Source organism: Micromonospora sp. WMMA2032, assembly GCF_002688545.1.
Classification (GTDB): Bacteria; Actinomycetota; Actinomycetes; order Mycobacteriales; family Micromonosporaceae; genus Micromonospora; species Micromonospora sediminicola.
Genome location: NZ_CP024052.1, coordinates 709,999 through 730,178 on the forward strand (window position 1 = coordinate 709,999; position 20,180 = coordinate 730,178).

Genomic DNA, 20,180 nt, shown 5'->3' on the forward strand with positions numbered 1-20,180 from the left:
GCGGCCGCCGGTGGCTCAGCGCCCGTCGATCGCGACCACCGAGTACGGCGTGGTCGGCGTCGGCGGCGTGGTGAAGCGGGCGTTGGGCAGGTAGAGCCGGCCCAGGGCGGCGGCGACCGTGGTCGGCACGTCGAAGTCCGGGTCGGTCAGGATCCGGCGCAGCGTGCCGGCGGTGCCGGCGCGGTTCAGCTCGACCAGCGCGACCTGGTTGAGCCGGTTCTGCACCACGACCAGCGCGCGGCCGAGCAGCAGCAGGCCGTCGCCGTTGGCGAAGCTCTGCCCCGGCACGTCGACGGCGGTGGTGACGCCGGTGGCCGGGTCGACCCGGAACAGGGTGCCGGTGTTCGACTGCACCACGATCAGCGCCCGCCCGTCCGGGGTGGGCGCGATGCCGTTCAGGTTGACGCCGGTGCCGCTCTGCTGGAAGTCGCCGGTGAGCTCGAGCGTGGTGAACCCGTCGGCCGGCGGCAGCGCGCCGCCGCGCCCCAGCGGCAGCCGGTAGAGCACCGGTCGGTTCGAGTCGGTGAACCAGGCGGCGTCCCGGGTGAGCACCACGTCGTTGACGAACGTGGGGGCGCTCGCGAACTGGTAGCGGGCGAGGACGGCGCCGGTCCGGGCGTCGACCACCCGGGCGTCCCCGGCGGTGCCGCCGGCCACGAAGAGCCGGCCCCGGGGGTCGATCTTCAGGCCCAGCGACGGGGTGCCGGTGGGCGGGCTGAGTCGGGCGCCGGCGCCGCTGACCAGGTCGGCGCGGTAGATCTCGCCGGTGGCCCGCGAGCCGAGGTAGGCGTACCGGCCGGCGGCCGCGATGCCCTCCGGCTGGAAGCCGTCCGGCAGCGCGAGAACGGTCGGCCGGCGGTCGTGGGCGGCGGCGGGGGTGGGGGCGACGGTGCTGACGAGCGCGGCGGTCAGGGCGACGCCGAGGGCGGCGCGGATGCGTCGGTTCACTGTGCACCTTCCGGGTCGACGGTGGGGCCGGAACCCGCCCCACTGTACGTTCGCCGACCGGCGCTTGAACGGATGCGGCTGAGGGTCGATGCTGAGTGACATCGACTGGCAACGATGAAAGAGGTGTCCCGGATGCGCCGACCCGCGCTCGTCGCCCTCGTCCTGACCGCCCTGCTGGCCGCCACCCCGGGCGCCACCCGGGCCGCCGCGGCCCCGCACCCCGACCCGGGGGCGCTCGCCGCGATCCGGACCGCCGGCACCGCCTGGGGGCACGACCCCGCCACCGGCCGCCCGGCCGTCACCGTCGACGACACGGTACGCGGGCCCGCGCTGGCCGCCGTGCGCCGCGACGCCGCGCGGGCCGGGGCGGTGCTGCGCCACGAGCCCGGCCGGCTGCGCACGCTCATCGCCGGCGGTCAGGCGATCTACGGCGGCGGCGGACGCTGCTCGCTCGGCGCGAACGTGCGCAGCGGCAGCACGTGGTACCTCGTCACCGCCGGGCACTGCACGAACCTCGCCGGCACCTGGTACGCCGACAGCGCCCGCACCACGGTGCTGGGCAGCCGTGCCGGCAGCAGCTTCCCCGGCAACGACTACGGCGTGGTGCGCTACACCGGCACGGTCGCGCACCCGAGCGCCGTGTACACCCACCCGGGCCAGGTCACCGTCTACGGCGCCGGCTCCGCGTACGTCGGGCAGGCGGTCTGCCGCAGCGGCACCACCACCGGCGTGCGCTGCGGCACGGTGACCGGGCTGAACCAGACCGTCAACTACGCCGAGGGCAGCGTCAGCGGGCTGATCCGCACGAACATCTGCGCCGAGCCCGGCGACAGCGGCGGCCCGCTCTACGTCGCCGCCACCGGCACGGTCCTCGGGATCCTCTCCGGCGGCAGCGGCAACTGCACCAGCGGCGGGACCAGCTACTACCAGCCCATTCTGGAGATCCTCGCCGCGTACGGCCTGACCATCCCCTGACCGGCGCGGCTCACTCGTCGCCGGGCACGGCCATCTCGCCCAGGCGGGACCAGTCCTGCTGCGGCACGGTCGCGTTGACGATCCCCGGCGTCTCGGCCAGGTGCGGCGGCAGCGTGCGCTGCGCCTCGCGGAAGTGCGCCGACTGCACGTGCGCCGCGCCGGCCGCGTCGTCGCGGAACGCCTCGACCAGCACGTACTCGGTCGGGTCGTCGAGACTGCGGGACCAGTCGAACCACAGGCAGCCGGGCTCGGCCCGGGTCGCCTCGGTGAAGTCGGCGGCGATCCGCGGCCAGGCGTCGGCGTCCTCCGGGCGGACCCGGAACTTGGCGGTGATGAAGATCATGGCCTCAGGCTACCCAGGTCGGGCGGCCGACGCGCGGGTCAGCCCTTCGTCGCCGACCCCAGCAGCTCGGCCGCCCGGCGGTCCGCGAAGGCGGTGACCGCCTGCTGCCCGGCGCCGAACACGATGGCCACCCCGAGCAGCGCGGCGGTGCTGTTCACGGTCGTCTCGACCAGACCGCCGATCACCAGCATGATGCCGACGACCGCCACCAGCGGGCCGATGGCGAGCTTCAACAGGCCCTGCTGGAACGGCAGTTTGTAGGGCAGCCCGCCGGACCGGGACGTGATCATCGAGGGCAGGGCGCTGATGAACGCGCCGAGCGCCCCGGCGATCAGCACGAAGAACAGCAACCGCCAGGCCGGCACGCCGGCGGCGTCGACCGGCGCCTTGAGCAGCCGCACGTCGTGGCTGCGCCACTGCACCAGCACCACCAGGACCTCCGCGACCAGCGCGAACACGGACAGCCCGAGCATCCGGTTGCGCAGCCGGCGCACCGACTCGTGGAACTCGTCCGACACCGAGTGGTAGCGCAGCAGCAACGCCTGCGCCTTCGCCCGGATCAGGGCGGGCGTCGCCGCGTCGGCCACCGGGTCGAGGTCGGTGAGCACCTTGTCGTCGGCGGCGAGGAACTGCGCCGCCGCGCCCCGGTACGCGCCCAGCAGGCCGACCAGCTCCTCCGGGGTCCGCAGCTCCACCATGGCCCGCTCGACCGAGTGGACGGTCTGCCAGGCGTACTCCAGGTTGCCGCCGCGCAGCCACTCGACCACGCCGCTGCGGCCGAGCACCGCCTCCACCCCGGACAGTTGGGCACGCAGCGCGGCGGCCCGGTCGGGATCGCGCGCCGCCAACGCGGTGAGCTGCTGGTACAGGTCGTCGAGCTTGGTGCGGACCCGGACCTGCCACACCGCGGTGGGCACCCCGCCGCCCGGCGGGACGACCGGGTGGCTCTCCGGCGCCTTCCCGGGTTGCTCCGGTACGGCCTCGGGCTGGGTCTCCTGGTCGATCATCGCGTCCACCTTCCCCCACGCCGCGGGCTGCCCGCGCGGCCCCTGCGACCAGTATCCGCAGGTCAGGGCCACGATGGCCAGAGCACTTCGGACATCTGACGCCGGTGCGCGGACGGTCGACCCGGTCCCCACGGAGGACACCGTCGACGTCTACCGATCGGTAGCCTGACCCGGTGACCGTCTACGCCCTCGCGCAGCTCACCGTTCACGACCGGGCGCGCTACGACCGGTACGTCGCCGCCTTCCTGCCGGTGCTGGCCCGCCACGGCGGCCGGCTGCTCGCCGCCGACACCGCCCCCCGGGTGGTGGAGGGCGAGTGGCCGCACGACAAGGTGGTCCTCATGTCCTTCGACAACCGTGAGGACTTCGAGCGCTGGTCCACCTCGCCGGAGTACCGCGCGATCTCCCGCGACCGGGAGGCCGCCACCGAGGGGGTGGTGCTCCTGCTCGACGGCATCGGCCACGCCTGGCCGGCCTGAGCCCGCGCGGTGCGGCCGGTCTCAGAGCCGGTGCCGCACCCACACGTTGGCCTCCACGTACGCCGCGTGGTCGTGCGCGACGTCCACCAGCACCGGCGCCAGCGCGCCGGGCACGTGCACCGGGCCGCTGGTGTCGAACGGCAGGCCGGTCCAGCGCCGCCAGTCGGCCAGCGTGCCGGTGACCGCCATCGACCTCGGCGCGACCCGCTCGACGACGCCGCCGGCCCGCACGTGCACCCGCAGCCACGGGTCCTCCGGCAGCCCGTCCGGGCGCCGGCGCGCCGCGTACTCGGCCATCGGCACGTCCGGGACGGCTGCCTTGCCGCTGGGTCGCACCGGCGCCACCAGCGTGTCGAAGCCGTGCCGCGCGACGGTGGCCCGCATGGCGGCGAGCATCAGCGCGGACACGCCTTCGCCACGTCGGTCCGGGCGGACGCAGATCTCCAACGCCGAGACCAGGTTGGGGCTGGACCCGGTGAGCCGGCCGAGCGTGGCCCGCTGGATCATCCGGTCCCAGCCGCCGTCGGGCAGCTCGTCCTCGGTCCAGCGCAGCGGCACCGCGTACGCCCGGGCGACGACGCGGTCCGGCTCGGCCGGGTCCACGGCGGCGAAGACGAACTCGGGATAGAGCTCGTCGGCGACGGCGTAGTAGACCGAGCCCATCGGGTCCCAGAGCATGAACGGCGGCCAGGCGCCGTCGAAGCCGTCGTCGAGCAGCGGCGCGAGGTCGGGACGCTCGGCCAGGGTCATGATCGTCAGAGTCACGGCGGGCACGGTAGGCGGTCGCGGCGGAACTCGCACGCCGGTTTCCCGCTGGTGGGCTATGGTGGTCGGGTCCCGTCGAGGAGTGGAGTGATCATGGCAGGTGACGACGACATCTCCGGGTGAGAGCCCCGGAGGGCCGCCGACGCGCAACCCGCGCCGTCGCCGCGGCCCCCTTCGTCGTCCCCCTGTCTCCCGCCGAGCGCCGTGTCGCGCTCCGGCGTTCCTTCCCTCCGAGGTCGATCATGTCCGACGCCTACGTCGTCAGCTCCGCGCTCTCCTTCTCCTGGCCGGACCAGACTCCGGTCTTCACCGACCTGTCCTTCTCCGTGCCCGCCGGCCGCACCGGCCTGGTGGCGCCCAACGGCACCGGCAAGACCACGCTGCTGCGGCTGATCGCCGGCGAGCTGCGCCCGAGCGCCGGCACGGTCACCGTGCGGGGCGTGCTCGGCTACCTGCCCCAGCACCTGCCCTTCGCCGTCGAACAGACCGTCGCCCAGGTCCTCGGCGTCGACCGGGCCATCGCCGCGCTGCACGCCATCGAGGGCGGCGACGCCCGGGAGGAGCACTTCACCGCCGTCGGCGACGACTGGGACGTGGAGGAACGCACCCACGCCGAGCTGGACCGGCTGGGCCTGGGCGAGATCGCGCTGGACCGCCGCCTGGGCACGCTCAGCGGCGGTCAGGTGATCTCGCTCGGCCTGGCCGCGCAGCTGCTGCGCCGCCCGGACGTGCTGCTGCTCGACGAACCGACGAACAACCTCGACGAGGACGCCCGGGACCGGCTGACCTCGGTGCTGCGCGGCTGGTCCGGTTGCCTGCTGGTGGTCAGCCACGACCGGGCGCTGCTCGACGAGATGGACCGGATCGCCGCGCTCGAACCCGACGAGATCCGCTGGTACGGCGGCAACTACACCGCCTACGAGCAGGCCGTACGCGCCGAGCGGGAGGTCGCCGAGCGGCAGGTCCGCAGCGCCGAGCAGGACCTGAGGCGGCAGAAGCGGGAGCTGCAACAGGCCCGGGAACGGGCCGCCCGCCGCGCCTCCACCGCCGCGCGGAACCTGCCCGACGCCGGGCTGGCCCGGATCGTCGCCGGCGGCCTGAAGCGGGACGCCCAGGTGTCGGCCGGCCGCGCCGCCGAGACGCACGCGGCGCGCGTCGGTGACGCCCAGAGCCGGCTGGACCAGGCCAGCCGGGCCGCCCGCCAGGACGACCGGATCGTCATCGACCTGCCTGACACCACCGTCCCCGCCGGCCGGACCGTCTTCCACGGCGAGCGGCTGCGCGCCGGATACGACGGACGTCAGGTGTTCGGCGGCGACGGGATCGACCTGAGCATCCGGGGGCCGGAGCGGATCGCGCTCACCGGACCCAACGGCGCCGGCAAGTCCACCCTGCTGCGCCTGGTCCACGGCGACCAGCCGCCGGTCTCCGGCACCGCGACCCGGGTCGAGGGCCGGGTGGCCTACCTGTCGCAGCGGCTGGACCTGCTCGACCCGGAGCGGACGGTCGCCGAGAACCTGGCCGTGTTCGCGCCCGGGCTCGCCGACGCCGAGCGGATGAACCTGTTGGCCCGGTTCCTGTTCCGCGGTGACCGGGCGCACCTGCCGGTGCGGGTGCTCTCCGGCGGGGAGCTGCTGCGGGCCACGCTGGCCTGCGTGCTGAACGCCTCGCCCGCGCCCCAACTGCTGCTGCTCGACGAGCCCACCAACAACCTCGACCTGGACAGCGTCGCGCAACTGGAGAGCGCGCTCGGCGCGTACCGGGGGGCCCTGCTCGTGGTCAGCCACGACCCCCGCTTCCTCGCCGCCATCGGCGTGGACCGCTGGCTGCGGCTGGCCGACGGCACGCTGGTCGAGACCGCCGCGCCGGAGGTCGCTGACTAGGCTGCCGACCATGGCAGATCCGTTCCGGGTCCGCGTCACCGTGCGCGGCTACGAGCTGGACACCCAGGGGCACCTCAACCAGGCCGTCTACCTGCAGTACGCCGAGCACGCCCGGTGGGAGTGCCTGCGCGCCGCCGGCGTCGCCCAGGACCGGCTGATCGCCGGCGGCGTCGGGCCGGTCGCCCTGGAGGTGACCGTGCGCTACCTGCGGGAGCTGCGCGGCGGCGACGAGGTCGACGTGACCTGCGAGTTCCGCTGGGGCGAGGGCAAGACGTTCCAGATCGTGCAGGACTTCACCCGCCCCGACGAGACCCCGGTCGCCTCGGTGACCGGGGTCGGCGGGCTGCTCGACCTGACCGCCCGGCGGCTGGTGCCCGACCCGCGCGAGCGGTTCCGGGCGCTGGCCACCGACCCGACCCCGATGGGCCTGTGAGCCGCTCAGCTCCCGGCGCGCAGGTAGGCGAGCACGGCCAGCACCCGGCGGTTGGTGTCCTCGTCCGGCGGCAGGTCGAGCTTGGCCAGGATGTTGCCGACGTGCTTGCCGACCGCCGCCTCGGTGACGTGCAGGCGGGCCGCGATCGCCGCGTTGGAGTGGCCCTCCGCGACCAGCCCCAGCACCTCGCGCTCCCGCCGGGACAGCGCGTCCAGCGGGTCGCGCGGGCGGCGCAGCAGGTGCCGCACCACGTCCGGGTCGACGGCGGTGCCGCCGGCCACCACCCGGCGCAGCGTGTCGGCGAACTCGGCGACGTCGGCGACCCGGTCCTTGAGCAGGTAGCCGACGCGCCGGCCGTCGCCGCTGTCCAGCAGCGCGGCCGCGTACCCGCTCTGCACGTGCTGGCTGAGCACCACGACGGCGAGGTCGGGGCGTTCGGCGCGGAGCGTGACGGCCGCGCGCAGGCCGTCGTCGCGGCGCTCCGGCGGCATCCGGATGTCGGTCACCAGCAGGTCCGGGCGGTGGGTGCGGGCCGCGTCGAACAGTGCCGGGGCCGAACCGACGGCCGCCACCACCGCGAAGTCGAACCGGGTCAGCAGCCCGACCAGCCCCTCGCGGAGCAGGACCTCGTCCTCGGCCAGGACGACCCGGGTCACGGACGGCACGGCAGCTCCACCCGCACGAGGGTAGGTCCGCCGGTCGGGCTGGCCAGCAGCAGCCTGCCGTCCGCGGCGGCCACCCGGTCCGCCAGCCCGGTCAACCCGGTGCCGCGGTCCGGGTCGGCGCCGCCGCGCCCGTCGTCCTCGACCTCCACCACCAGCCCCCGGTCGTCGCGGGTCAGCCGCACCTCGGCGCGCGTCGCCCCGGCGTGCCGTGCCACGTTGCCCAGCGCCTCGGAGACCACGTACCAGGCGGTGGTCTCGACCGGCTCCGGCACCGGGCGGGCCAGGTCCGCCCGGACGGCGACCGGCACGACCGACCGGGCCGCCAGCTCGCCCACCGCGCCGGCCAGACCGAGTTCGGTGAGCTGCGGCGGCCGGATGCCCTGCACGATCCCGCGTAGCGTCACCATCAGCTCCTTGGCCTGCTCGTGCGCCACGGCGAGCGGTCCGGCGGCGGGGGAGTCCTCCGGCACGTCGAGACGGGCCAGCCCGAGTTGCAGGGTGAGGGCGGTCAGCCGCGGCTGCGCCCCGTCGTGCACGTCCCGCCCGATCCGCCGGCGCTCGGCCTCGTAGGCGCCCACCAGGCGCGCCCGCGACCGGGTCACCTCGCGCAGCGCCGCCCCGTCGGGCGCGGCGTCCAGCAACCACCGGGCCACCGCCGCCTGGCCCGCGACCAGCAGGCCGGCCAGGTAGAGCAACGCCGGGGCCGCGAGCACACCGGCGACCGCCCACGGGACGGCCTCGGTCGGCGAGTCGATGGTCACCCGGACCAGCACGATCCGCTCCTGGCCGCCGGCCAGCCAGGGTCCGGCGACCAGCGCGAGGTCGAGCAGCACGAGCAGCGCGTACGTCCCGTACGCCAGCGGCACGACGGTGCCCAGCCAGGCGACGTACGCGACCTCCCGCCACCCGGCGCCGCCGGTGAAGCGGGCGGCCGGGCCACGCCACCGCGGCCCGACCACCGGCCGGTCGTCGACCAGGCCGAGCCGCCACCGCTCGAACGCCGCCACCGGCGCGCTGACCAGCGGGGCCACGCCCAGGCCGGCCACCGTCACGGCGGCGAGCACGGTCAGCGCCGCGACGTCGACCGGCCGGTCCCGTCGTAGCGCGCCGACCACCAGGAGCAGCGGTCCGGCGAGCACGCCGGCCGCCACCGCCAGGACACCGGCGACCGGCACGGTCGTCAGGGCGTACGACAGGGCACGCCACGGCCAGGCGGAGAGCGGGTAACGCCGGCGGCGCAGGGCCCCGGCCAGGTGCGACGGTCGGTCCACGGTCATGCCGTGACGCTAGCCAGGCGGCGTCGCCCCGGCCCAGCCGTCCAGGCCCCCGGTCCGGGGTATGCCCAGACCCACCCCGGACCGGCCCGGCACACCCCGTGCGCGGGCACCGGCGCCGGCGCTGGACTCGACGGATGACCGGAACGGTCGGGGTCGGCCCCTATCCTGACCGGATGGAGCTGGCGTTCAGCGGAGAGGTCTGGTTCTGGCGCGGCCCGGCGCCGTACCACTTCGTCACCGTGCCCGACGAGCAGAGCGCGGCCATCGAGGCCGCCTCGGCGTCGGTCACCTACGGCTGGGGGATGATCCCGGTGGCCGTCCGGATCGGGGACACCGACTGGCGGACCTCGCTGTGGCCGAAGGACGGGCGGTACGTGGTGCCGCTGCGGGTCGCGGCGCGCCGGGCCGAGGGCATCGAGGTGGGCGACCGGGTGGACGTGCGGTTGACGGTGGACGTGTGACCGGCCCGGAGCTGGCGGAGGCGGGCCGGCTGCTCGCCGCCGCGACCCGTCCGGTGGTCTTCACCGGTGCCGGCATGTCCGCGGAGAGCGGCGTCCCGACGTTCCGCGACGCCCAGACCGGCCTCTGGCAGCGGTACGACCCGGCGGAGCTGGCCACACCCGCCGCGTTCCGCGCCGACCCGGCCCTGGTCTGGGGCTGGTACGAGGGCCGCCGGCACGGCGTGCGCCGGGCCGAGCCGAACGCCGGCCACCGGGCGGTGGCCGCGATCCAGGCGCGGCTGCCGGAGACCGTGGTGATCACGCAGAACGTCGACGACCTGCACGAGCGCGGTGGCGCCGCCGCCCCGGTCCGCCTGCACGGCAGCCTGTTCGCGCCCCGCTGCGCGGCCTGCGACCACCCCGCGCCGCTGCCCGACGACGCCCCGGAGCCGCCGGCCGGGCGGCTGGACCCGCCCGCCTGTGCCCGCTGCGCCGCCCCGGTCCGTCCGGGGGTGGTGTGGTTCGGCGAGGCGTTGCCCGAGGCGGCGCTGGCCGCGGCGGTCGAGGCGGCCGCCCGGTGCGACCTGCTGCTCACCGTGGGCACCTCCGCGCTGGTGCACCCCGCCGCCGAGGTCCCGCTGGTGGCGGCCCGCCTCGGCGCCCCGGTGGTGCAGGTGAACCCGGTCGAGACGCCACTGGACGCGGTCTGCGCGGTCAACCTGCGCGGCCCGGCCGGCGAGGTGCTGCCGGCGCTGGTGCGCGCCGCCTGGCCGGGGGACGTCGGGCGCTGAACGGTCCGCCGGTCCCGGGTCGACCGGATCGGTCCCGCCCAGGCCCGGCGGCCCGGTGCCGTTGCGGGTCGGGGCTCGGTGCGATCGGCGGAATCCCGTCGTCGCCCGCGCCGGGCCGCCTACCGTCGGCGGGGACGGCGCGGCGGCGAGGGGGGCGGACGGTGGGACCGGACGGGACGCGACGGCGCCCCGGCCGACCGCGTCCGCCCCGGCCGGCGGCGAGCGACCGGCGGGTCACCCCGTTCGAGATCTTCTTCGACCTGGTCTTCGTCTTCGCGCTCACCCGGATCATGGCGCTGGTCGGGCCGCACCCGGAACCGGCCGGCATGGCGCAGGGGCTGCTCCTGCTCGTGCTGCTCTGGTTGGCCTGGTCGTCGTACACCTGGTTGGGCAACCACACCCGGGCCGACGTCGGGGTGGTGCGCGGCGGCTTCCTGGTCGCGATGGCCGCGCTGTTCCTGGCCGCGCTGGTCATGCCGCAGGCGTGGACGTCCGGCCCGGGTCTGGACGGGCCGCTGCTCGTCGCGCTCGCCTACGTGCTGCTGCGGGCGGTGCACCTGGCGCTGTTCCACTGGGCGGCGGCCGACGACCCGGCGCTGCGGGCGCGGATCCGGTTCTTCGCCCTGGCCAGCGTCGCCGGGTGGGTGCCGCTGCTGCTCGGCGCCCTGCTGGAGGGCGCCGCGCACGCGGCCCTGTGGGTGCTGGGGTTCGTCGTCGAGGTGGCCGGGCAGCGCCTGTCCTACGCCCGCCGGGGCAGTTGGCCGCTGCGCAGCCCGACACACTTCGCCGAGCGGCACAGCCTCGTGCTGATCATCGCGCTGGGGGAGTCGGTGGTCGCCGCCGGCATGGGGGCCGGCGCCACGGCGACCGAACTGCCGGTGCTGGGCGTGGCACTGGTCGGCTTCGTGGTCACCGTGACCCTGTGGTGGCTCTACTTCCACCGGACCGCCCCGGCGGCGACCCGCGTGCTCGCCGAGGCGCCGGCGCAGCGCCGGGACCGGATCGCCGCCGACGCCTACAGCCAGACCCACCTGCTGCTGGTGGCCGGCGTCATCTACCTGGCGCTCGGCGTCGAACAGGTCCTGGCGCACGTCGCCGAGGCCGAGCCCGGGTCGCGGCTGAACCGGTCCGCGGCCGTGGCCCTGTACGGCGGCGCGGCGCTCTACCTGGCCGGGCGGCTGCTCTTCCGCCGCCTCACCGGGCAGGCCGTCGGGCCGGCGCGCGTCGCCGTCACCGTGGCGACCGCGCTCCTGTCACCGCTCGGGGTGGTGCTGCCGCCGGCCGCGGCGCTGCTGGTGCTGGCCGCGCTGCTGGTGACCGCCGTCGGCCTGGACCGGCTCGACGGCGCGCCCGCCGGCCGCGCGGGGTGAGGCTCAGGCGCCGCGCGGCGCCCGCTTGGGGAACACCGTGTACGCCACCGGCCAGAACACCAGCCAGGCGGCCATGGCCAGGGTGAGCCGCCCGGCCCAGGCCCACAGCTCCTCGGTCCGCTCGGCGTCGCCGACCAGCGCGATGCCGCCCAGCAGCACGGCGCAGGCGACCGCCCAGCCGAGCATGCCCTTGCCCCACTCCCGCCACTCGTGCCGGGCCCGGGCCATCCCGTAGCGCGGGGCCCGGCGCGGTGGCGGGCCGCCGGCGAACCGGTGGGCGAAGCGCTCGTCGGCCCAGCGCACCATGCTGTGCCCGAACGCGACCGAGAAGCCGAGGTACGCGGCGGCGAGGCCGTGCGCGAAGGTGGCGGTGCCCCCGCGGCGCAGGTCGATCATCGTGGCGGCGAGCAGCACGAGGTCGACCGCGGGCACCGCGAGGAGCAGGGCGGCGCCCAGGCGGGGCCGGCGCAGCGGGTAGCGGGCGACCAGCCCGGCGGCCAGGACCACCCAGAACGCCACCTCGCAGGCGACGATCACTCCGACCAGCATGGGCCCTCCCTGTTTTAGTACGCTGTGCGACAACCGTAGCAACCGCCGTCCACCGATTCGCCGGAGGGGCCCGTGCCCAAGATCGTCGACCACCACGCCCGCCGGGCCGAACTGGCCGCGGCGATGTGGCGGGTCGTCTACCGCGACGGCGTCGGCGCGGCCACCGTCCGCAGCATCGCCGCCGAGGCCGGCTGGTCACCCAGCGCCCTGCGGCACTACTTCGCCACCCAGACCGAGCTGCTGGTCTTCGCCATGGAACACGTGATGGCCGAGGCGGCCGGACGGTTCACCGCCGAGGCCCGCACCGGCCCGCCCCGGGAGGTCGCCCAGCGGATGCTGGAGGAGTTGCTGCCGCTGGACCGGCAGCGGGTGCGGGAGGCCGAGGTGTGGCTCCTGCTCGCCGCGCGGGCCCAGGTCGACCCCGCCGCCCGGGAGCGGATGACCGAGGCCGACGAGGGCGTACGACGCGCCGCCGAACTGGCCGTCACGCTGCTCGGCGGCGGGCAGCCGGCCGACGACGCGGCGACCGCCCGGCTGCACGCCCTGCTCGACGGCCTGACGCTGCACGCGCTGCTGCACCCCGACCGGATGCCGCCGCACCGGATCCGCGACCTGCTCGCCGCGCACCTCGACCAGCTCGCCGCCGCGGGCGCACCGTCCTGAGTCGCCGATCCGTGTCGGGCCCGGCGCCGGTCACCGGCACCGACGGCCGGATAGGGTCGCAACCGTGCGGACCAAGCAGGAGCTGTCCACGGCGATCCGGGAACGACGGCGGGCGGCGCTGGTCGTCAACGCCCACTCCCGCCGGGGTCGCCGGCTCTACGACGGCGTCCACGCGCGGCTGCGCGCGGCCGGTTTCGAGTTGCTCGGCGCGTACCCCGTGGACCGGCCGGGTGACCTGGACCGGGTGCTCGCCGAGGCGGCCGACCTCGGCCCGGACCTGCTCGTCACCGGCGGCGGCGACGGCACGGTCGGTGCGGCGGCCCGGCTGCTCGCCCACCGCGACATCGCGCTGGGCCTGCTGCCACTGGGCACCACCAACAACTTCGCCCGCACCGTCGGCGTCCCACTCGACCTGGACGCGGCGATCGGCGTGCTCACCGGCGGCAAGGTGATCGACGTCGACCTGGGCCTGATCGGCGACACCCGGTTCACCAACCATGTCGGGATCGGACTGTCGGCCGACATCATGCTGACCGCGCCGCCCCGGCTCAAGCGCGCCGTGGGCCGGCTCGCCTACCCGCTGACCGCGCTCGGGCTGCTGGCCCGGCACCGGCCGCTGCGCGTGACCGTCCGCGCCGAGGGGCGCGACCACACGTTCCGCACCCACCAGGTGTACGTGGCCAACGGCGGGTTCCACGCCGGCCGGCCGATCACCGCCGACGCCACCGCCGACGACCGGCTCCTGGTCGCGTACCCGGTCGGTGGGCCGAGCCGGCGCGGGCTGCTGCGCGAGACGGCGCGCAACGCGGCCGCCGGCCACCGCCGCACGCTCGGCGACGAGCCGTTCCTGGCCGTCCGCCAGCTCTGGCTGGAGACCGACCGGCCGGCCCGGATCGAGGTGGACGGCGAGCCGTACGGGCAGACGCCGGTCCGCATCGGGCTGGACCCGAACGCGCTGCGGCTGATGGCCGCGGCGGACAGCCCGGACCACTGACCGGTCAGGCCCAGCGCTCCTCGTCGGGCAGCGGGATCTCCTGGTTCTGCTCCACGGCGTCGGCCGCGGTGAGGTCGTCGCGCACCGACTCGCCCAGGCCGGCGCGGTCGCTCGGCGGGCGCAGGACGCCCTGCTCGGCCAGGTCCGCCTCGGTCGCCTCGGGCACCGCGTCCCCGACCCGGTCGGGCGGGCCGACCAGCGTCTCGTCCTGCCGCTGTTCCTGCGCGTCGGCCTCGGGCGGGCGACGCAGCGCGTCCTCGCTCATCGCGCCCCCGTCACGCCGTGCGCCGCACGTACGGGGCGCTCTGGTCGGCCACCTCGCCGTACTCGGCGGGGAGCTGGGCCACGGCCTGGGCGTAGGCGGCCGGGTCGACGGCGTCGCGCAGGACGTCGAAGACGGCGGTCACGCCGTCGCGGGCCGCGTCCACGTCGACGTCCGCGCGTTCGCTCACCCGCTCCACGAACACGTCCAGCCCGAACGGCTCCGCCGCCTCGGCCGGTCCGAACGCGTACGCCCGCAGCGCCTCCGGGAGCCGGTCGGCGAGGTCGCGGGCCTCCCCGCCGTCGATCCGCTCGGCCAGCGTGGTCAACGTGGCCCGGGTGACCGCGGTGGCCTGCTCCGCGGACGTCCCGCAACGCTCCGCCACCGCGCCGATGAACTGGTCCTGGTCCATCTCGCCGCCTCCCTCTGCCGGGACAGCGGGATTCCCGCGCTCGGGCGCCGCAAACGGCGGGCGCGCTCAGGCGACCCGGGGCACGGGCAGGGTCGGCAGGGCCTCCCGCCGGACGGCGCCGGTGATCTCACCGGTGCGCGCCACGGCCGGGTCGGTGGGCGCGTCCACCGCCGGCGCGGTGCCGCCGGGACGCCCGTCGGCGTCGTCCCGCATCGCGGTGAGCAGCGCGAGGAACCGCTCCACGTCGGCCTCGGCCAGCCGGAACGAGCCGCGGCACCGCGGACCGCTCCACAGCGACAGCACCACCGCCCCGCGGTCGGGGTGGTAGCTGACCCGCAGCGTCCGGTCCTCGCCGCGCAGATCGGTGAACAGGTCACCGAAGCCGGGCATCGGTCGCACCTCTCCCATCGATCCAGCATGCCCGAGCGCCGCCGCGACCGGAAGGCCCGAGGTGCCGCGCTCCCCGGCCGGGAGTAGCGTGCGTCGCGGAACCCGCAGCGAGGAGGTCCGGCCCGTGCAGCCGACGAACGTGGACGTGCCCACCGCCGACGGGACGGCGGACGCCTACCTGGCCCGACCGGACTCCGGCGGCCCCTTCCCGGGCGTCCTGCTCTTCATGGACGCGTTCGGGTTGCGGCCCCGGCTGGCCGAGATGGCCGCCACGATCGCCGCCCGCGGCTACGTGGTGCTGGCGCCCAACCTGTTCCACCGCTCCGGCCGATCCCCGCTGGTCGACCTCTCCGCCCTCGCCGACGACAGCCGCCGCGGCGAGCTGTTCGAGCGGCTCGGCCCGATGATGGCCGCGCTGACGCCGGACGCCGTGGCCCGGGACACCGCCGCCTACCTCGACTTCCTCGCCGCGCAGCCGGACGTCGCGCCCGGCCCGGCGGCGATCACCGGTTACTGCATGGGCGGCACGAACGCGCTGCGCGCGATCGAGGCCCACCCGGACCGGATCGCCGCGGTGGCCGCCTTCCACGCCGGCCGGGTGGTCACCGACGCCCCGGACAGTCCGCACCTGGGCGTCGGCGCGGTGACCGGCGAGCTGTACTTCGGCCACGCCGACCAGGACGCCTCGATGACCGCCGAGCAGATCGAGACGCTGGAGAAGGCCCTGGACGCGGCCGGTGTCACCTACCGTTCCGAGGTCTACCCGGGCGCCCGGCACGGCTACACCCAGGCGGACACCCCGATGTACGACGCGCGGGCCACCGACCGGCACTGGGCCGCGCTGTTCGACCTGCTCGACCGCACGTTCCGCGGCTGACCGCGGTGACCGGCCACGGTGGCGCCGACCCGCGCCTGCTGCCGATGATCGCGGCCGAGCGACGCCGCACGGCCGATCTGGTCGACGCGCTCACCCCGGCCCAGCTGGACACGCCCAGTCTCTGCGGCGCGTGGACCGTACGCGAGGTCGTCGGGCACCTGGTGTCGCCGCTGGTCGAGAAGCCGTGGCGGCTGGTGCCGGTGCTGGTCGGGGCCGGCTTCCGGCCGCACGTGGCCAACGCCCGACTGGCCCGGCGGGTGGCGCGTCGGCCGCCCGCCGAACTGGCCGCCGCGTTGCGCGAACACGCCGGGCACCGGTTCCGTCCGCCCGTGGTCGGCTGGCTCGGCCAGCTCACCGACCTCCAGGTGCACGGGCAGGACATCCGCCACCCGCTCGGCCTCCCCGCCGACCTGGACCCGGACCGCCTGCGGGTCTCGCTGGACTTCCTCACCGGCGGCCGGGCGGTCGGTTTCGTCGACCGTCGCCGGGTCGCCGGGCTGCGCTTCGAGGCGACCGACCTCGGCTGGTCGGCGGGGCAGGGACCGGTGGTCCGCGGCACCGGCGCGGCGCTCCTGCTGGCGCTGACCGGCCGCCGGGCGGCGCTGGCCGACCTCACCGGCGACGGGGCGGCCACGCTCGGCGCCCCCTGATCCACGCCGGCCCACCCGCGCGACGATTCGCAGGGCCGGCGGCGGGTAACCGCCGCCATGACCGACCGCCGTGCGGACACCGTGCGCTCGCCCCTGGACCGGGCCGTCGAGCGGAGCGCTCACGCCCTGGCCCGGGCCCGCGCCGAGGGCGGCAGCGCCGGCCGGGTCCGGCTGCGCCAGCTGGAGGTCACCGCGGTGATCGCCGTGCAGGCCGGGCTGGCCGCCGCGCTCGCCGCGCTGCTCGCCCAGTGGCTGCTCGGTCCCGGCGCGCACGTCTTCGCGCCCGCCGCCGCGGTCGGCACCATCGCCACCGCCATCGGCCAGCGCGCCCGCCGCACCTTCGAGCTGCTGGTCGGCGTCGGCCTCGGCATCGTGGTCGGCGACCTGCTGCGCTACCTGCTCGGTTCCGGTTCCTGGCAGACCGGCCTGGTCGTCGCCCTGGCCATCGCGACGGCGTTGCTGGTGGCCGGGCGCGGTGGCGCGTTGGTCGGCCAGGCCGGCGGTACGGCGGTGCTGATCGCCACGCTCGCCCCGGTCCAGCCCGGTCTGGAACTACCCCGGATCTTCGACGCCCTGGTCGGCGGTCTGGTCGGCCTGTTCGTGGTGGCGCTGCTGCTGCCGGTCAACCCGATCCGGGTGCTGGACCGGGCCACCGAACCGGTGATCGCCCGGCTGACCGCCCAGCTCGACGCCGTGGCCCGGGCCCTGACCCGGCGGGACGCCGACGCCGCGCAGCGCGCCCTGGAGGACCTGCGCGGGTTGGAACCCGACGTCGGGCGGCTCAACGAGGCGCTCAGCGGGGCCGAGGAGGTGGTCACCATCGCGCCGGTCCGGTGGCACCGCCGGGCCCAGTACCACCGCTATGCCGACGCCGTCGCGCATCTCGAACGGCTGATCCTGTACGCGCGGTCGGTGGCCCGCCGCTCGGCCACCGCCCTGCAGTACGACGAGCCGGTTCCGCCGGCGCTGCCGGACGCCGTGGGGCGTCTCGGCGACGCGGTCCGCGAGCTGCACCGGGCGTGCCGGGTCGGCGCCGACTTCACCCGCACCCGGCAGCTGGTGGAGGAGGGCGCCGCGCTGGCCGGGCGCGCGTGGGGGCAGGGCGTACGCACGTTCGGCGAGGCGATGATCAGCGACCTGCGTACGGCCGACAGCGAGCTGTTGCGCGCCACCGGTTGCGGCGCGGAGGAGGCGAACCGGGCCGTGCGCCGGGCGGCCGGCGCCGGAGAGGCCGAGGTGCGCCCACCGGCGCGGGCCCGGATGCGCCGGCGAGTGCGGGCCGACGGGCGGGGCGTCCCCGGCCGCGCCGGCGTGCCCCGCCGTCCGCCGAGCCGGGCCTCGGGCGCCGCCTGACGCTCCCGGCCCGTCGGTCGGGCAGGCCACCGGACGGGAACTGGCGCCTGCCCGCGCCGGTCCGGCTGGCTAGCGTCGGGCCATGGACACCGATCACCGCCCCCCGGTCGACCGTCTCACCGGGTTGACCACCGCCCACGTCGCCGACGCGTGCCTGCGGGCCGGGGTGGCCGTCCGCTGCGCCCCGGCCGCGCTCCGGCCGGCGCTGCCCGGGCGGCGGCTGGCCGGCCCGGTACGCCCGGCCCGGCACTCCGGCAGCGTCGACGTGTTCCTGGAGGCGATCGACCGGGCGTCGCCGGGGGAGGTGCTGGTGGTGGACGACGGCGGGCGCACCGACCGGGCCTGCGTCGGGGACCTGGTGGTGCGGGAGGCACACGCCGCCGGCCTCGCCGGCCTGGTGGTGTGGGGGCTGCACCGGGACGCCGGCGACCTGGCGGCCGTCGGGCTGCCCGTGTTCAGCCTGGGCGCCGTCCCGACCGGGCCGCTGGAGCTGGACCCGCGACCGACCGGGGCGCTGGACGCGGCCCGGGTCGGTCCGTGGACGGTGGATCCGGGCGACCTGGTGCTGGCCGACGACGACGGGGTGCTCTTCGTGCCCGCCGACCGCGCCGTCGAGCTGGCCGACCTGGCCCGGTCCATCCGGGACACCGAGCGGCGGCAGGCCGACCGGATCCGGGTCGGCGAGACACTGCGCACGCAGCTCGGGTTCGACGACTACCTGACCGCCCGGGCGGCCGACCCGACGCTGACGTTCCGGGCCCACCTGCGAACGGTGGGCGGCGCGATCGAGGAGTGACCCGGCTCAGCCGCCGCGCGCCCACAGCGCGAGGCGTACCCGGTTGGGACTGCCGGTCTTCGTCATCAGGCTGGTGATGTGGGTCTTCACCGTGGTCACGCCGATGTGCAGCCGGTCGGCGATCTCGGTGTTGGACAGCCCTTCGGCGACCAGGTCCAGCACGTCCCGCTCCCGGCCGGTCAGGTCGGCCGCGTGCCGGGGCGCGCCGGCCCGGGCGTGCACCGCCCGCCGGACCAGCCGCCGCAGCACCTCGGGGCTGAACGGGCTGTCCCCGGCGGCGGCGCGGCGGACCCCGTCGAGCAGGTCGGCCGGGGGCGCGTCCTTGAGCAGGAAGCCGCAGGCGCCGGCGGTCAACGCCGGATAGAGGTGGTCGTCGTCGCCGAACGTGGTGAGCACCATGATCCGGGTGGCCGGCCGGTCGGCCAGGATCCGGCTGGTCGCGGTGATCCCGTCGACCCCGGGCATCCGCAGGTCCATCACCACCACGTCCGGTCGCAGCCGGGCGGCGAGGGCGACCGCCTCCCGGCCGTTGTCGGCCTCGCCGACCACCTCGAGGTCGGGCTGGGCGTCGCAGAGCATCCGCAGCCCGGCCCGGATGAGGTGCTGGTCGTCGACCAGCAGCACCCGGATCACGCCGGCTCCGGCGTGACCGGACGCGGCCGGGGCGCCGCGCCGGGCGTCCGGTCCGGCGCGGCCGGCGGCAGAACCGTGCGGACCCGCCAGCCCTCGCCGGTCGGACCGGCCTCCAGCCGCCCGCCCAGCACCTCGACCCGCTCCCGCATGCCGACGATGCCGTGACCGCCGCCGGCCGGCACCACGGCCGACGCCGCGCCCCGCCCGTCGTCGGAGACCGCCCAGTGCACCGCCCCGTCGACCACGGTGACGGTGAACCGCGCCCGGGCCGCCGCGCCCGCGTGTTTGGCCACGTTGGTCAACGCCTCCTGGGTCAGTCGCAGCACCGCCTGGCTCCGGACCGCGTCCAGCGTGCCGACGGCCGGGTCCACGTCGGCCTCCACGGTGACCCCGGCCTGACGGGCCCGGTCCACCGCCGCGCCGAGCGCGGCCGGCAGCGCGGCCGGCTCGATCGCGGTCAGCGCCGCGTCGCCGCGGACGCCGTCGGGGTCTCGCAGCACCGCCACCAGCCGCCGCAGGTCGGTCAGGGCCGCCGTGCCGGTGCGGTGCACGTCGTCGAAGACCTCACCGACCCGCGGGTCGAGGTCGGTCAGCACGTGCCGGGCCACCCCGACCCGCAGCACCATCGACGCGACGTGGTGGGCGAGCACGTCGTGCAGCTCCCGGGCGATGGCGGCGCGTTCGTCGGCGCGCGCGGCGCGGCTCTCCGACTCGTGCCGGCGCTGCTCCGCCGCCGCCCGCTCCTCGGCCTGCCGCGCCAGCTCCCGGGTGGTCCGCACGACCAGGCCGAGCAGCAGCGGCAGGCCGACGGTGACGGCCAGCCCGAACACCCCGGTGAGGGCCTGCCGGATCGGGTCGCCGATCACGTGGCTCAGGTCGATCGCGGCCACCAGGCCGGCCGCGAGCCAGAACGTCCGGGGTCGGGCGGCCCGCATGGTCAGCTCCAGCAGCGCCCAGCTCGCGCCGACCTGGTTGATCGTCACGTCGTCGACCAACGGCAGCGCCGCGACCAGCAGCGCGGACTGGAGCAGCAGGTTCAGCAGCGGCCGGCGGTGGCACAGCAGCGCCACCGTGAACGCCGCGAGCGCGAGCAGCCACTGCGTCGCCGTCGGGGCGGGCCGGCCGTGCGCGCCGACGACCAGGTAGCCGACGCCGCTGAGATCCAGCAGCAGCATCCGCGCGAGCGTGTCGCGCGCGTCGAACAACCGACCGACCCAGCCCACGA

25 protein-coding genes are annotated in these 20,180 nt (G+C 76.5%); 13 read left to right on the plus strand and 12 right to left on the minus strand.

Features of this window, described 5'->3' with window-relative positions; all coding sequences use genetic code 11:
• Nucleotides 1–15: 15 nt before the first annotated feature.
• Nucleotides 16–948: a superoxide dismutase gene (locus CO540_RS03220; protein ID WP_099160838.1), complete on the minus strand. Its 933-nt coding sequence runs from the start codon at nt 946–948 to the stop codon at nt 16–18.
• 132 nt (nt 949–1,080) lie between these two features.
• Here CO540_RS03220 and CO540_RS03225 point away from each other — a divergent pair, with 132 nt between their 5' ends.
• Nucleotides 1,081–1,923: a S1 family peptidase gene (locus CO540_RS03225; protein WP_099160839.1), complete on the plus strand. Its 843-nt coding sequence runs from the start codon at nt 1,081–1,083 to the stop codon at nt 1,921–1,923.
• Nucleotides 1,924–1,933: 10 nt separating this feature from the next.
• Here CO540_RS03225 and CO540_RS03230 read toward each other — a convergent pair whose 3' ends face one another.
• Both CO540_RS03230 and CO540_RS03235 read right to left on the minus strand, forming a co-directional pair.
• The gene (locus CO540_RS03230; RefSeq protein WP_099160840.1) at nt 1,934–2,266 is read right to left on the minus strand and encodes a putative quinol monooxygenase; all 333 of its coding nucleotides are present in this window, start codon (nt 2,264–2,266) and stop codon (nt 1,934–1,936) included.
• 38 nt (nt 2,267–2,304) lie between these two features.
• On the minus strand, nt 2,305–3,273 hold the full coding sequence (locus CO540_RS03235; RefSeq protein ID WP_157779046.1) for a hypothetical protein: 969 nt from the start codon (nt 3,271–3,273) through the stop codon (nt 2,305–2,307).
• Nucleotides 3,274–3,446: 173 nt separating this feature from the next.
• Here CO540_RS03235 and CO540_RS03240 point away from each other — a divergent pair, with 173 nt between their 5' ends.
• On the plus strand, nt 3,447–3,752 hold the full coding sequence (locus CO540_RS03240) for a DUF1330 domain-containing protein (protein WP_098744709.1): 306 nt from the start codon (nt 3,447–3,449) through the stop codon (nt 3,750–3,752).
• Between the two features lie 21 nt (nt 3,753–3,773).
• Here CO540_RS03240 and CO540_RS03245 read toward each other — a convergent pair whose 3' ends face one another.
• Entirely contained in the window at nt 3,774–4,517 is a 744-nt protein-coding gene (locus CO540_RS03245) for an N-acetyltransferase (protein WP_253866410.1), read from the minus strand.
• Nucleotides 4,518–4,759: 242 nt separating this feature from the next.
• Here CO540_RS03245 and CO540_RS03250 point away from each other — a divergent pair, with 242 nt between their 5' ends.
• Both CO540_RS03250 and CO540_RS03255 read left to right on the plus strand, forming a co-directional pair.
• A complete protein-coding gene (locus tag CO540_RS03250; protein ID WP_099160842.1) occupies nt 4,760–6,400 on the plus strand; it encodes an ABC-F family ATP-binding cassette domain-containing protein in 1,641 nt (546 codons plus the stop codon).
• 10 nt (nt 6,401–6,410) lie between these two features.
• Nucleotides 6,411–6,833 (plus strand): thioesterase family protein, encoded by a 423-nt coding sequence (locus tag CO540_RS03255; RefSeq protein WP_099160843.1) that lies wholly within the window; start codon nt 6,411–6,413, stop codon nt 6,831–6,833.
• 5 nt (nt 6,834–6,838) lie between these two features.
• On the opposite strand, the gene CO540_RS03260 is transcribed toward CO540_RS03255, so the two are convergent.
• Nucleotides 6,839–7,498, minus strand: a complete 660-nt coding sequence (locus CO540_RS03260; protein WP_099160844.1) for a response regulator transcription factor — start codon at nt 7,496–7,498, stop codon at nt 6,839–6,841.
• Nucleotides 7,486–8,775 carry a histidine kinase gene (locus CO540_RS03265; protein ID WP_099160845.1) on the minus strand — a complete coding sequence of 430 codons (1,290 nt, stop codon included), beginning with the start codon at nt 8,773–8,775 and terminating at the stop codon, nt 7,486–7,488. The genes CO540_RS03260 and CO540_RS03265 overlap by 13 nt, the downstream gene beginning before the upstream one ends.
• Nucleotides 8,776–8,948: 173 nt before the next feature.
• Between CO540_RS03265 and CO540_RS03270 the strand changes: the two genes are divergently transcribed.
• From CO540_RS03270 to CO540_RS03280, 3 genes are all read left to right on the plus strand, one after another.
• Nucleotides 8,949–9,236 (plus strand): DUF1905 domain-containing protein, encoded by a 288-nt coding sequence (locus tag CO540_RS03270; RefSeq protein ID WP_099160846.1) that lies wholly within the window; start codon nt 8,949–8,951, stop codon nt 9,234–9,236.
• Entirely contained in the window at nt 9,233–10,006 is a 774-nt protein-coding gene (locus CO540_RS03275; RefSeq protein ID WP_099160847.1) for an NAD-dependent protein deacylase, read from the plus strand. Before CO540_RS03270 ends, CO540_RS03275 begins: the two co-directional genes overlap by 4 nt.
• 161 nt (nt 10,007–10,167) lie before the next feature.
• On the plus strand, nt 10,168–11,376 hold the full coding sequence (locus CO540_RS03280) for a low temperature requirement protein A (protein WP_099160848.1): 1,209 nt from the start codon (nt 10,168–10,170) through the stop codon (nt 11,374–11,376).
• A gap of 3 nt (nt 11,377–11,379) precedes the next feature.
• On the opposite strand, the gene CO540_RS03285 is transcribed toward CO540_RS03280, so the two are convergent.
• A complete protein-coding gene (locus tag CO540_RS03285; RefSeq protein ID WP_091574291.1) occupies nt 11,380–11,925 on the minus strand; it encodes a hypothetical protein in 546 nt (181 codons plus the stop codon).
• Between the two features lie 72 nt (nt 11,926–11,997).
• Here CO540_RS03285 and CO540_RS03290 point away from each other — a divergent pair, with 72 nt between their 5' ends.
• Together CO540_RS03290 and CO540_RS03295 are read left to right on the plus strand one after the other, a co-directional pair.
• Nucleotides 11,998–12,588: a TetR/AcrR family transcriptional regulator gene (locus CO540_RS03290; protein ID WP_099160849.1), complete on the plus strand. Its 591-nt coding sequence runs from the start codon at nt 11,998–12,000 to the stop codon at nt 12,586–12,588.
• Between the two features lie 64 nt (nt 12,589–12,652).
• Nucleotides 12,653–13,582 carry a diacylglycerol kinase family protein gene (locus CO540_RS03295; RefSeq protein WP_099160850.1) on the plus strand — a complete coding sequence of 310 codons (930 nt, stop codon included), beginning with the start codon at nt 12,653–12,655 and terminating at the stop codon, nt 13,580–13,582.
• A gap of 4 nt (nt 13,583–13,586) precedes the next feature.
• On the opposite strand, the gene CO540_RS03300 is transcribed toward CO540_RS03295, so the two are convergent.
• From CO540_RS03300 to CO540_RS03310, 3 genes are all read right to left on the minus strand, one after another.
• Nucleotides 13,587–13,847 carry a hypothetical protein gene (locus tag CO540_RS03300; RefSeq protein ID WP_091574294.1) on the minus strand — a complete coding sequence of 87 codons (261 nt, stop codon included), beginning with the start codon at nt 13,845–13,847 and terminating at the stop codon, nt 13,587–13,589.
• A 10-nt stretch (nt 13,848–13,857) separates the two neighbouring features.
• A complete protein-coding gene (locus CO540_RS03305) occupies nt 13,858–14,256 on the minus strand; it encodes a DUF2267 domain-containing protein (RefSeq protein ID WP_099160851.1) in 399 nt (132 codons plus the stop codon).
• A 66-nt stretch (nt 14,257–14,322) separates the two neighbouring features.
• Complete coding sequence (locus CO540_RS03310; RefSeq protein WP_157779047.1) at nt 14,323–14,664, minus strand: hypothetical protein; 342 nt, start codon at nt 14,662–14,664, stop codon at nt 14,323–14,325.
• Between the two features lie 106 nt (nt 14,665–14,770).
• On the opposite strand from CO540_RS03310, the gene CO540_RS03315 reads away from it, so the two are divergent.
• The 4 genes from CO540_RS03315 (at nt 14,771) to CO540_RS03330 (ending at nt 18,322) form a co-directional block, all read left to right on the plus strand.
• Nucleotides 14,771–15,523 (plus strand): dienelactone hydrolase family protein, encoded by a 753-nt coding sequence (locus tag CO540_RS03315; RefSeq protein ID WP_098744723.1) that lies wholly within the window; start codon nt 14,771–14,773, stop codon nt 15,521–15,523.
• A 5-nt stretch (nt 15,524–15,528) separates the two neighbouring features.
• Nucleotides 15,529–16,173 (plus strand): maleylpyruvate isomerase family mycothiol-dependent enzyme, encoded by a 645-nt coding sequence (locus CO540_RS03320; RefSeq protein WP_216642330.1) that lies wholly within the window; start codon nt 15,529–15,531, stop codon nt 16,171–16,173.
• Nucleotides 16,174–16,230: 57 nt separating this feature from the next.
• Nucleotides 16,231–17,526, plus strand: a complete 1,296-nt coding sequence (locus tag CO540_RS03325) for an aromatic acid exporter family protein (RefSeq protein ID WP_253866412.1) — start codon at nt 16,231–16,233, stop codon at nt 17,524–17,526.
• 82 nt (nt 17,527–17,608) lie between these two features.
• Entirely contained in the window at nt 17,609–18,322 is a 714-nt protein-coding gene (locus CO540_RS03330; RefSeq protein ID WP_099160853.1) for an RraA family protein, read from the plus strand.
• 6 nt (nt 18,323–18,328) lie between these two features.
• Here the strand turns inward: CO540_RS03330 and CO540_RS03335 are convergent, their stop codons facing one another.
• Nucleotides 18,329–18,955, minus strand: a complete 627-nt coding sequence (locus CO540_RS03335) for a response regulator transcription factor (RefSeq protein ID WP_091574299.1) — start codon at nt 18,953–18,955, stop codon at nt 18,329–18,331.
• Nucleotides 18,952–20,178 (minus strand): sensor histidine kinase, encoded by a 1,227-nt coding sequence (locus CO540_RS03340; protein ID WP_099160854.1) that lies wholly within the window; start codon nt 20,176–20,178, stop codon nt 18,952–18,954. Before CO540_RS03340 ends, CO540_RS03335 begins: the two co-directional genes overlap by 4 nt.
• Between the last annotated feature and the right edge of the window lie 2 nt (nt 20,179–20,180).